The 10,913-nt window shown below is 72.5% G+C and carries 13 protein-coding genes; 6 read left to right on the forward strand and 7 right to left on the reverse strand.

Going from position 1 to position 10,913, the window contains the following annotated elements; all coding sequences use genetic code 11:
• Window positions 1–13 precede the first annotated feature (13 nt).
• The 5 genes from ACFCZ1_RS35445 to ACFCZ1_RS35465 all read left to right on the forward strand — a co-directional run bounded on the left by ACFCZ1_RS35445 (window position 14) and on the right by ACFCZ1_RS35465 (window position 4,139).
• Window positions 14–1,555 (forward strand): FAD-binding protein, encoded by a 1,542-nt coding sequence (locus tag ACFCZ1_RS35445; protein ID WP_376682406.1) that lies wholly within the window; start codon window positions 14–16, stop codon window positions 1,553–1,555.
• 94 nt (window positions 1,556–1,649) lie between these two features.
• Window positions 1,650–2,123 carry an SRPBCC family protein gene (locus ACFCZ1_RS35450; RefSeq protein ID WP_376682407.1) on the forward strand — a complete coding sequence of 158 codons (474 nt, stop codon included), beginning with the start codon at window positions 1,650–1,652 and terminating at the stop codon, window positions 2,121–2,123.
• A complete protein-coding gene (locus ACFCZ1_RS35455; protein ID WP_376682408.1) occupies window positions 2,120–2,956 on the forward strand; it encodes an alpha/beta fold hydrolase in 837 nt (278 codons plus the stop codon). Before ACFCZ1_RS35450 ends, ACFCZ1_RS35455 begins: the two co-directional genes overlap by 4 nt.
• 10 nt (window positions 2,957–2,966) lie before the next feature.
• Window positions 2,967–3,665: a 4'-phosphopantetheinyl transferase gene (locus ACFCZ1_RS35460; protein ID WP_376682409.1), complete on the forward strand. Its 699-nt coding sequence runs from the start codon at window positions 2,967–2,969 to the stop codon at window positions 3,663–3,665.
• Window positions 3,666–3,674: 9 nt separating this feature from the next.
• Window positions 3,675–4,139, forward strand: coding sequence for a GNAT family N-acetyltransferase (locus ACFCZ1_RS35465; protein WP_376682410.1), 465 nt, complete (start codon window positions 3,675–3,677; stop codon window positions 4,137–4,139).
• On the opposite strand, the gene ACFCZ1_RS35470 is transcribed toward ACFCZ1_RS35465, so the two are convergent.
• The 4 genes from ACFCZ1_RS35470 to ACFCZ1_RS35485 all read right to left on the reverse strand — a co-directional run bounded on the left by ACFCZ1_RS35470 (window position 4,136) and on the right by ACFCZ1_RS35485 (window position 7,393).
• A complete protein-coding gene (locus ACFCZ1_RS35470) occupies window positions 4,136–5,134 on the reverse strand; it encodes an AraC family transcriptional regulator (RefSeq protein ID WP_376682411.1) in 999 nt (332 codons plus the stop codon). The two genes, ACFCZ1_RS35465 and ACFCZ1_RS35470, sit on opposite strands and share 4 nt — an antisense overlap.
• A 143-nt stretch (window positions 5,135–5,277) precedes the next feature.
• Window positions 5,278–5,772, reverse strand: coding sequence for a DUF1772 domain-containing protein (locus ACFCZ1_RS35475; protein ID WP_376682412.1), 495 nt, complete (start codon window positions 5,770–5,772; stop codon window positions 5,278–5,280).
• Window positions 5,769–6,404 (reverse strand): hemerythrin domain-containing protein, encoded by a 636-nt coding sequence (locus ACFCZ1_RS35480; protein ID WP_376682413.1) that lies wholly within the window; start codon window positions 6,402–6,404, stop codon window positions 5,769–5,771. Before ACFCZ1_RS35480 ends, ACFCZ1_RS35475 begins: the two co-directional genes overlap by 4 nt.
• Before the next feature lie 170 nt (window positions 6,405–6,574).
• Window positions 6,575–7,393: an NmrA family NAD(P)-binding protein gene (locus tag ACFCZ1_RS35485; RefSeq protein ID WP_376682414.1), complete on the reverse strand. Its 819-nt coding sequence runs from the start codon at window positions 7,391–7,393 to the stop codon at window positions 6,575–6,577.
• 321 nt (window positions 7,394–7,714) lie between these two features.
• Between ACFCZ1_RS35485 and ACFCZ1_RS35490 the strand changes: the two genes are divergently transcribed.
• Complete coding sequence (locus ACFCZ1_RS35490; protein WP_376682415.1) at window positions 7,715–8,707, forward strand: AMP-binding protein; 993 nt, start codon at window positions 7,715–7,717, stop codon at window positions 8,705–8,707.
• 75 nt (window positions 8,708–8,782) lie between these two features.
• Here ACFCZ1_RS35490 and ACFCZ1_RS35495 read toward each other — a convergent pair whose 3' ends face one another.
• The 3 genes from ACFCZ1_RS35495 to ACFCZ1_RS35505 all read right to left on the reverse strand — a co-directional run.
• Window positions 8,783–9,589 carry an SDR family NAD(P)-dependent oxidoreductase gene (locus ACFCZ1_RS35495; protein WP_376682416.1) on the reverse strand — a complete coding sequence of 269 codons (807 nt, stop codon included), beginning with the start codon at window positions 9,587–9,589 and terminating at the stop codon, window positions 8,783–8,785.
• Between the two features lie 109 nt (window positions 9,590–9,698).
• On the reverse strand, window positions 9,699–9,932 hold the full coding sequence (locus ACFCZ1_RS35500; protein WP_376682417.1) for a hypothetical protein: 234 nt from the start codon (window positions 9,930–9,932) through the stop codon (window positions 9,699–9,701).
• Window positions 9,929–10,913: acyl-CoA carboxylase subunit beta (locus tag ACFCZ1_RS35505; RefSeq protein ID WP_376682418.1), on the reverse strand; the 985-nt coding region annotated here is incomplete at its 5' end. The genes ACFCZ1_RS35500 and ACFCZ1_RS35505, both read right to left, overlap by 4 nt.

Below are 10,913 nucleotides of genomic sequence, written 5' to 3' on the forward strand. Positions count from 1 at the left end.
GAGACGCACCCAGATGAGCACTACCCCAAGAACGACCGCCGCCGCCTCCTCGGGCGCCGCCGCGCAGCCGTCGCGCCGCAAGATCCTCGGCTCCATCGCCGCCACCGCCGTCGCCGTCGTCGGATGGAACACGGTCGACCAGAGCTGGGCGACGGCCGCCGAGGCTGCCGGCAACGCGGACGTCGTCCCGGTGCCGGGGCTGGTCGGCACGCTGGAGACCACGCCGGCCGTGGTCGACTCCTTCGGCAAGGACTTCGGCCACCTGTGGGACGCCGCGAGCAACAAGCCGTGGGCGGTGCTGCGGCCGGGCGGGATCGACGACATCGTCAAGATCGTCAACTACGCCCGGACCAACGGCATCAAGGTCGCGGTCAACGGGCAGGGCGGCACGGGCGCCGACATCGAGTCGCACTCGGTGTACGGCCAGGCCCGGGTCCCGGGCGGCATCTCCATCGACGCCAAGGGCATGTCGAAGATCCTCTCCATCGGCAGCGACCACGCCGTGGTGGAGGCCGGTGTGACGTGGGGCCAGCTGACCGACGCCACCCTGGCGGTGGGCAAGACCCCGCCCGCGCTGCCGGACTACCTGTACATCTCGGTCGGCGGCACCATCAGCATCGGCGGCATCGGCGGCACCGTGCAGAAGCACGGCCTGCTGTGCGACACCGTGCAGGCCATCGACATCATCACCGGCGACGGCAAGCTGGTCACGGCCACCCCGTGGCTGCGCCCGGAGCTCTTCAACGCCGCGCTGTCGGGCGGCGGCCAGGTCGGCATCATCGTCCGGGTCAACGTCAAGCTGCTCCCGGCGCCGAAGCGGTCGGTCATCTTCAGCCTCTTCTACGCCGACCTGGAGACGTACCTCACGGACTCCGAGAAGGTGCTGGCCGACGGCCGGTTCCAGGTCCACGCGGGCGAGATGCTGCAGAAGCCGGACGGGTCGGGCTGGCGCTACAAGATGGAGGTCGGCGCCACCTACGACACGACCCCGCCGGACCGTGCGAGGCTGCTGGCCGACCTGAAGGACGTACGGGCCGACGCGCTCATCGAGGACGTGTCGTACCGGGACTACATGTTCCGGCTCGACGCGTACGAGACGTACCTGAAGGAGTCGGGCCACTGGTACACGCCCAAGCCGTGGCTGAGCATGTTCCTGCCGGCGTCGAAGACGAAGGCCTTCATGAAGCTGGTCGAGCGGGAGCTGACCGCCGACTCGCTGGGCGGCGGGTTCCTGCTCTTCTACCCGTACTTCACCTCGAAGATCAAGCGGCCGCTGGCGATGCAGCCGGCCGAGTCGGTCGGCTACCTCTTCGACCTGCTGCGCTTCCCCAACCCGGGTGAGCCCGGTATCCAGGGCATGCTCGACCAGAACCGCCGCCTGTACGACATCGCGGTGTCCATGGGCGCCAAGCGCTACCTGGTGGGCTCGATCCCGAACATGACCCGGGCCGACTGGAAGTGCCACTTCGGCAACCGCTGGTCGGGCTTCCTCAACGCCAAGGCGAAGTACGACCCCAAGAACCTCTTCACGCCCGGCCAGGGCTTCTTCGCCTGACGGCAGCCCTACCGGTCGCGTCGAGTCCCGGCGGGGGCGGGGAGAGGGACCCCGCCCCCGCCCTTCCCTTTCCGTATCCACTGGAGGCTTCGGCATGACGACGTACGACCTGATCGACGAGGCGGTGATCGACGCCCCGGCGGACGCAGTCTGGGACGCGCTCGTCGCGGAGTTCCGCGGTGCCAAGAAGTGGTGGGTCCCGCACAACACGTTCAGCACGGTCTCCGGCGCCCCCGACGAGGTCGGCGGCAAGGTGGGCGTGGTGGTGCACACCAAGGGCGTCGACAAGGGCGGGCTCAAGCTCCGCTTCACCTCGCGCACGGTCGCGGTGGTACCGGGCCGCCGCCTGGACATCGAGTACGTGGACGGTGTCTTCCGGGGGCCCAGCACCTTCCTGCTCGAACCCCTGGCGGACGGCCGCACCCGGATCTCGATGCACTTCACCGGCAGCCCGCACGGCTGGCTGAAACTGCTGTCGAAGGTCGCGGACCTGGGGGCGGAACACTCCAGGGGCACCCTGGCGGCCTTCGAGTCGCTGGACCGGCAGCTGTCGGCGGTGCCGCGGTGACCACGGCCCCGGAGACCACCCACGAACTGGCGGTCCGTACGGACGACGGAGCCGAACTCGCGGTCACCGTCCTCGCCCCGCTGGCCGGGCCGCCGACGGCAGCCGACGTGGTCCTGGTGCACGGCTGGGCGCACAGCCGCCGTGCGTGGGGCACCGTCGCCGACCGGCTGATCCGGGCCGGCCACCGGGTCGTGCTCTACGACCAGCGCGGCCACGGCGCCTCCACCCTGGGCCGCGCGCCGGTCTCGGTGGAACGGCTGGGCGCGGACCTGGCAGCGGTGCTGGGTGAGACGGGCGCGCGCGAGGCGGTGATCGCCGGCCACTCGGGCGGCGGTTTCGCGGCCCTGTCGTACACCGCCACGTCGCCGTCGGCGGGCCGGCTGCGCGGGCTGGTGCTGCTGGGTACGGCCGCGCACGGCCAGGACACCCCGGACGGCGAGGTGAAGATGATGGGCAGCGCCCTCTTCTCCCGGGCCCTTCGCATCCCGTGGCTCGGCCGCAGACTGCTCGGCTCCACCATGGGCAAGGGCGTGGACCCCGTCGTCCTGGACGTGAACCGCCAGCTGTTCGCGGCGACGGTCCCCCGGGTCCGGGCGGAATTCTTCCGGTGCACCCGCGGCTGGGACGTCCGTGAGGCACTGGCGTCGGTCAAGGTCCCGGCGGTGGTCCTGCACGGCGAGGCCGACAAGGTGATCGACATCGCCCTGGCCCGGACACTCGCGGACGTCCTCCCCGACAGCCGCTTCGAAGCGGTCCCGGACGCGGGCCACATGCTCCCGCTGGAACGTCCGCAGCTCGCGGTCTCGGCGATCTCCGAACTCGCCGCGCGGTGACGTACCGGCCATGATCGAGGAAATCCTGCCGCCGGGCGTCACGTCGTCGGAGGCCTTCGACGACGCGGCGCCGGCTCCTCTCTTCCCCGCCGAGGCGGCCCTGATGGAGGGCCGCCGGGAGCGGCGGCGCCGCCAGTTCGCGACGGCCCGCGCCTGCGCCCGCCGCTGCCTCGCGGACCTCGGCCGCCCTCCGGTCCCCCTGCTCCCGGGTCCGGGCGGCGCGCCGAAGTGGCCTTCGGGCCTGGTCGGCAGCATCACCCACTGCGAGGGATACCGTGCGGCGGTGGCGGCCCCGGCCTCCGCGGTGGCTGCGCTGGGCATCGACGCGGAACCGGCCGGCCCGCTCCCCAGGGGCGTCCTCGCCCTGATCGCCTCCGAGGCGGAGCTCGCCCGCCTCGCGTCCCTGACGGCCGCTCACCCCGCCGTGCCCTGGGACCGCATCTTCTTCTCCGCGAAGGAGGCCGCGTACAAGGCGTGGTACCCGGCCACCGGCATCTGGCTCGGCTTCCGCGACGCCGACCTCTCCCTCTCCCCCGCGGGCACCTTCACGGCCACGCTCCGTCCTGCGGTCCCCCCACCCGTGGACCCGGAGTACGAGGGCCGCTGGCTGGCCGGCCCGGACCTGGTCCTGACGGCGGTGGCACGCGAGGGCGGCGGCCCGCCGCGGGCGCCGGTACCCGCGACGATCTCCGCGGCCGCGCTCTCGTAGGGTGCGGGCATGAGCACCACGACTCCCCGTCTGGCCGAGGTCACCGCGGACAACTTCGAGGCCGCCTGCGCCATATCCGTCCGCGCCGACCAGCAGCACCTGGTCTCGCCGGTGGTCAAGTCCCTGGCCGAGGCGTACGTCCACCCCGCCGCGGCCTGGCCCCGGCTGATCCTCGACGGGGACGAGCCCGTGGGGTTCGTGATGGCCTTCCTCGACGTCGTGTGGGACGAGAACCCGGACGACGTCCGCTCCGGGCTGTGGCGTCTGAACATCTCCGCCGCCCACCAGGGCAAGGGGTACGGCCGGTTCGCCGTCCGGGCGGTCGCCGACGAGGTGCGCCGTCGCGGCGCCGACCGCGCGTACGTCACGTACCACCCGGGCCCCGACGGCCCCGGGGCCTTCTACGCCGGCCTCGGCTTCCACCGCACCGGCGAGAGCAGCGGCGGCCAGACGGTCGCCGGGCTCGCGCTCTAGGCAGTGGGCAGCACCACCGTGCGCGGCGGCTGCGGGCCCTGCGCCGGAGCGGCGGGTGCCGTGCCCGTGCGGAACTCCTGGGGGCTGATGCCGCGGACGCGCTTGAACGCCGTCGAGAGGGCGAAGGCCGAGCTGTAGCCCACGCGGCGGGCCACCGTCGCGATCGTGGCCTCCGGTTCGCGGAGCAGGTCGGCGGCGAGGGCCAGACGCCAGCCGGTCAGGTAGGCGACCGGAGGCTCGCCCACGACGTCGGTGAACCGGCGGGCCATGGAGGCCCGCGACACGCCGACCTTCAGGGCGAGTTCCCCGACGGTCCAGCCGTGCGACGGATTCTCGTGGAGCAACCGCAGGGCGGGGCCGACCACCGGGTCGCTCTGGGCGCGGTACCAGGCGGGCGCGCCGCTCCCGGGAGCGGCCAGCCAGCTGCGCAGGACTCCGATCAGCAGCAGGTCCAGGAGGCGGTCCAGGACGATCTCCTGGCCCGGTTCGTCCTTGGAGATCTCCGAAGTCAGCAGGGTGACCAGGGTGTTGTCGGCGGCCTCGGCCGGGCGGACCAGGAGGGTCGGCAGCGCGCTCAGCAGCCGGCGGCCGATCTCGCTGGGTGCCTGGTAAGTGCCGCTCAGCATCACCGCCGAGCCGGCGTCCTGGAAGTCGTCGCCCCAGGTGCGCACGCCGAGTGCCATCGTGTCGGTGACGTCCTCCCCCTCTTCCGTGCTGCACCGCTGCTCCGGTCCGACGGTGATCTGGACCGGCGTGTCCGGGGAGTCCGCGACCGTGTACGGCTCGGGGCCCCGTACGACGGCCACGTCCCCCGGGCGGATCAGCACCGGGGTGCCGTGGTCGGGGACCAGCCACGCATCGCCGTGGACCATCGTGACGACGGAGAGCGGGGCCCGGTCCTCGACGCGCAGCGACCAGGGCGGGTTGAAGACGGACTTGAGGAGGAAGGCGCCCCGGGCTTTGGGGCCTTCCAGCAGGCCGGTCAGCGTGTCCATGCGTACATCCTCTCGGAAGACCACGCCGAAGCGCCCGCTCTCCCGCGGGGGACGGAAAGAGAGCGGGCGCCGTTCGCGGGGGCGCAACGGGTGCTGCGGGTGCTGCGGGCGCAACGGGCGCTGTGGCAGAGCGGGCGGGCCCGCTACACCGCCGACGCGCGGCCGTGCAGGGTCAGCGCGCGGCCCAGCGCGGCCAGGGCCGCCGTGCAGGCCACCGTGCGGACGACGTTGCCGAAGGCCCAGCGGCCGCCGAAGCGGGAGCGGGCAGCCGAGACGTCGGCCCCGGCCCGCGCGAGCTGGTTGTTGAGGGGGATGTTCACGATCGCGGTCACGGCCAGCGAGAGGCCGTACAGCGCGAAGGCCAGCCAGCCCCAGCGTGCCGCGTCGGGGCGGCCGCCGCGCTGCTGCTGCGCGGCCGCCACGCCGGTCGCCAGGAAGGCTCCCAGGAAGAGGAGGCCGAACAGGCCGTTGTCGATCGCCTCGTTGATGTTCCGCATGGCGGTCACGTAGGTCTGGTCGTCCCCGCGGCCCAGGCCCGGCATCACCGAGATGTCGAAGGCGAAGTAGAGGCCGGCCATCAGGCCGGTGCCCACCGTCGCCGCCACCAGGGTCGCGGATTGCGTCGTCGTGCTGGTCACGTCAGGATTCCCTTCAGTGTGCGCTCGTACCGCCTGCGCAACAGCGTCGCACCGATCAGCCGGACCGGCGGCGGAATCGTGGCGGAGACGTGGGCGACCGCCTGCCGGGGGGCACCGTCGAACATCCACGGCTGGAGGTACGTCATCACCCGCGCCGGGGCGCTGGAGACGACCTTGCGCTCCTCGGCCAGGTAGGCCCGCTCGCCGAGCCGCTCGAAGACCGGGAAGACGATGCGCTCCTCGTCGCGGAGGTGGTCGCGCAGCACGCCTTCGAAGGTCTGCGCCGCCCGGACCAGGTCCTCGCCGCGGCGGGCGATCGCCGTGGACACGGCCGCCATCGCCGCGTCCAGCTCCTCGTGGTCCTCGTGCAGTTCGCGTGCCTGCGCGTCGAAGTCGGCGTCCCGGCGGCGCAGTCCCGGCCACAGCACGTCGTCCTCGCTGGTGTGGTGCCAGGTGATGACCTCGTGGAGCCGCTGCCACCACTCGGCGCCCGCGCCGTTCCACGCGGGGGCCGCGGCGCGCAGCCGGGCCGCGTCGCGTCGCATCGCGATGTGCATCAGGGCGAAGCCGTGGAGGTGCGGGGGAAGTGATTGCGGTCCGTCTTCGCTGGAGAACGCCTGGGGAGTGGGCACGAGAGCCTCCTGCCGGTCGGTCGTGCGCGGTGCGTGTACGCGGCCCCGGACACCCCGAGTACCGGGCGGCGGCCGTACCAGAGTCGCCGCCCGGTCAAGGAGTGGAAGGGGTGGTGCCGGCCGTGCCCGGCCGTGCGTGTCAGTGCGCGGCCGTGCGGCGCAGTGCGTGGTCAGACGTTCCAGACTCCGGCGGCCGCCGCGTCGCGGGCGAAGTCCGAGAAGTCCTTGGGCTTGCGACCCAGTGCCTCCTCGACGCCGTGCACCAGGTGTGCGTTGCGCCCGTCGAGGATCATGGTGAACAGGTCGGCGAACTCCTCCGGGAGGTCGTTCTCGCGCAGCACCGCACGGTATTCGTCGTTGGTGACGGAGATGTACTTGATCTCGCGTCCGGTGGCCTTCGACAGTTCGGCGGCCACGTCGCTGTAGCTGAGCAGGCGCGGGCCGGACAGCTCGTAGGTCTTCCCGATGTGCTTGTCGTCGGTCAGCGCGGCCACCACGACGTCCGCGATGTCGTCGGCGTCGACGAAGGCCTCCACCGCGTCTCCGGTCGGCAGGGCGATCTCGCCCGCCAGCACGGGCTCCAGGAAGAAGCTTTCGGAGAAGTTCTGGTTGAACCAGCTGGAGCGCACGACGGTCCAGTCCGCACCGGAGGCCTTCAGGTTGTTCTCACTGATCTCCGCGGCCTCCTCGCCGCGGCCGGACAGCAGCACGAGGCGGCGCGCGCCGTTGGCCACCGCCACCTTGGAGAACTCGCCGACCTGCTCGGCGGCCCCCGGGAAGGCGAGGTCGGGGTAGTAGGTCACGTACACCCGGTCGACGCCCTGTAACGCCGGCACCCAGGTGGCGGGCTCGTTCCAGTCGAAGGCGGGCTCGCCGCTGCGGGAACCGATCCGGACCTGGCGGCCCTGGGCCGAAAGCCTCTCGGCGACGCGGCGGCCGGTCTTGCCGTGGCCGCCGATGACGAGGGTGATCTGCGTGTTCTGAGTCATGAGTACAGTCAAGTCCAGTCTCGCGAGACGGGCCATAGCCACAAAGCTCAGTTCCATGTGCGTGCGTCTACGACGGTCGCTTCGGAGCGCGACGCGGAGCATGTGGCTTCGGCATGAGCCCGTGAATCGTAGGCATGCCTTCAGGGGGCGGGCCAGAGCGTTCCGAGCGGTCCTCGACCGCTCGTGGACCTGTGGTCCAGCGGGTCTTGAGCGACTCCCGACCCGCCGCCGACCGGTCCTGTACGACGAGACTCGAGCGGTTCTCCGGTCTCCCACGACACCATCGGCCCTGGAGTAACGACCCGCCCGCTGGGAGGCCGCATGAACGCCACTCCGGACCATCCGGAGCTCGACCAGTTGTCTGCCGACCTGGCCGGTCTGCTCGGACGGATCGGGCTCGACCCGTCCGGCGAGCGGCCCACGCGCCGGGACCGCATCGACATCCGCTTCGCGGCCGCGGCCGCCCGCCATCCGGGCCGGGTCGCCGCCCAGGACTCGGAGGACCAGGCGACCTATCTGGAACTGGATTGGCTGGCGGACGACATCGCGCGTCGCCTGTCGGGGCGTACCGGTCCCGGTTCGGCCGTCGCCGTACGCGCGCAGCGCTCCTGCACGGCCGCCGCCGCCGTGGTGGGCGCGATGCGCACCGGGGCGGCGGTGCTGCCGCTGGAGCCCGGGCACAACGCGGGGCTCCAGGAGTTCCTGATGCGCGACGCGGGCGCCGGGACGGTCATCTCGGACGGCGGACTGCTGCGCGACGAGATACCGGTGGCCAAGGCGGGCCGGTTCGTCATCGCGGTGCGGCCGGAGGCCGCGGTGCGCCGCGAGGTCCCGCCGGAGACGGCCTTCCTGGCGCTTCCTTCGGGCGACGACCCGGGGCGGGCGCCGGCCGTCCGTCCGGTCACCCACCTGGACGTGCTGTCGTGGGTGGACGCTTGTGTCCCGATGCTGGAGACGGGGCCGGACGACGTGTGGACGTACTTCCACTCCCTGAGCCTGGACCTGGGCATGCGGGAAATGTGGGGGCCGCTGCTGTCGGGCGGCCGCGCCGTCGTCGTGGAGCGGGAAACGGCGTCCGACGCGCGCGAGTTCGCCCGGCTGCTGGCGGAGCGCGAGGTGACGGTGCTGACGCAGCTGCCCTCCGCGTTCTCGCGGCTGACCGTGGCGGCGCGCGGGAGCAGCCTGCCGGCGCTGCGGCACGTCCTGCTGTCGGACGAGCGGGTGGACGCCCCGGTGCTGGCCGAGTGGCGGGCCTCCGGGATCGCTCCGCAGGCCGTCGTGCGGGACGTGTCGGGGCCGCCGACCGTCCTGTGAGGAGCGGGACACGCGCACGGACACGCGCGCAGGGGGCCCGGGCGGTCGACCGCCCGGGCCCCCTCGCACGTCCGGTCAGAAGTTGCCCAGCCCGCCGCACACGTTGAGCGCCTGGGCGGTGATGGACGCGGCGAGGTCGGTGGTCAGGTAGCCGACCAGGCCGGCCACCTCCTCGGCGGTGGAGTAGCGGCCGAGCGGAATCTTGGCTTCGAGCTGCTCCTGGACGTACTCCTCGGTGGTGTCCCACACCTGCGCGTACCCGCTGCGCACCCGCGCCGCCATGGGCGTCTCCACGTAGCCGGGGCAGACCGCGTTGACGGTGGTACCGGTCGGCGCGAGCTCCTTGCCGAGTGCCTTGGTGAAGCCGACCACGGCGTGCTTGGAGGCCGAGTACGGGGCACCGAGCAGTACGCCCTGCTTGCCCGCGGTGGAGGCGATGTTGACGATGCGGCCCCAGGGTGCGGCGCCGAGGCCGCCGTTGCGCAGCACCTCGCGGGTCAGCAGGAAGACGCTGTTGAGGTTGGTGTCGATGACGTCGTACCACAGCTCGTCGGTGATGCCCGCGGTGACGCCGCCGCCGCTGCGGCCCGCATTGTTGACCAGGATGCTGACGGGTTCGCCGTACGCCGCCACGGCCGCGGCGACCAGCGCCTCCACCGCGGCACGATCGCGTACGTCGGCGGCCGCGCCCTCCACGCTCAGCCCTTCGGCCTGCAGGTCCGCGACGGTCTGCTTGACCGCGGTCTCGGTGCGGGCGCAGACGAACACCCGGTGTCCTCGGGCGCCCAGATCCCGGGCCACGGCCAGTCCGATTCCGCTGGTGGCACCGGTGACCAGTGCCACGGGCTTCGCGGGAGCCCTGTCCATCGTCTTCGCCGTCATCCTCGTCCCTCCGTCGCTCACCGTGACGCCTTGAGCGTGCCGGACGGCACTCGGGGCGTGGCGGAAAGGGGATGGAGGCGCTCGTCCGGGACCGGCCGAAGGGCCGGGCTCAGCCCTGTCGCCAGGTCCCGGCCGGGCGGAACCCGTCGGCCGGGGCACGGTCCCAGCCGGGCGCCACCGCCTGCGGCTGCTCCGGCCGAGGGGGCTGCAGCCTGCCCATCAGGGCCGTCAGGACCGCCAGGACGGCGGCCGTCTCCACCGCGTCGGGGCGCCCGGCGGTGATCTTCCATGTCTCCGGCCGGACGGTCGCCGGGTCGGCGGCCGCCACCTCCCCGGCCGTCATACCGGCGGGTTGCCGTGCTTGCGCGACGGCCGGCCGGCGTACTTGGGACGGAGCATGGCCAGTGCGCCGACGAGCACCCGGCGCGTCTCGCCCGGATCGATGACGTCGTCGACGAGGCCGCGTTCGGCGGCGTAGTAGGGGTGCATGAGCTCGGTCGTGTACTCCTTGATCTTCTGTGCGCGCATCGCGTCGGGGTCGGCGGCGGCGGCTATCTCCCGACGGAAGACGACGTTCGCCGCGCCCTCGGCGCCCATGACGGCGATCTCGTTGGTGGGCCAGGCGAGCGCGAGGTCCGCGCCGATGGAGCGGGAGTCCATGACGATGTAGGCGCCGCCGTAGGCCTTGCGCAGGATCAGCGAGATCCGCGGGACGGTGGCGTTGCAGTACGCGTACAGCAGCTTGGCGCCGTGCCGGATGATGCCGCCGTGCTCCTGGTCCACGCCGGGCAGGAAGCCGGGTACGTCGACCAGGGTGACCAGCGGGATGTTGAAGGCGTCGCAGAACTGCACGAAGCGGGCCGCCTTCTCGCTCGCGTGGATGTCGAGCACCCCGGCGAGACTGGCCGGCTGGTTGGCGACGAAGCCGGTGACGTACCCGTCCATCCGGGCGAGCGCACACACCACGTTGGCCGCCCAGGCGGGCTGGACCTCGAAGTACTCGCCGTCGTCGACGACCTCCTCGATGACCTCGCGGATGTCGTACGCCTGCTGCGGGTTGACGGGGACGATGCCGGACAGGGCCTCGGTGCGCCGTTCGGCGGGGTCGTCGCCGTGCTCGCGCGGCGGGGTCTCGCGGTTGTTGGCGGGCAGCAGCGAGAGCAGGTGCCGTACGTCCTCCAGGCAGCTGTGCTCGTCGTCGTGGGCGAAGGCGGCCACTCCGGAGGTCGCGGCGTGCACGTCGGCGCCGCCGAGGCCGTTCTGGGTGATCTCCTCGCCGGTCACCGCGCGGACCACGTCCGGGCCGGTGATGAACATCTGCGAG

The sequence above is a fragment of the Streptomyces sp. NPDC056224 genome (genome assembly GCF_042267665.1).
Classification (GTDB): domain Bacteria; phylum Actinomycetota; class Actinomycetes; order Streptomycetales; family Streptomycetaceae; genus Streptomyces.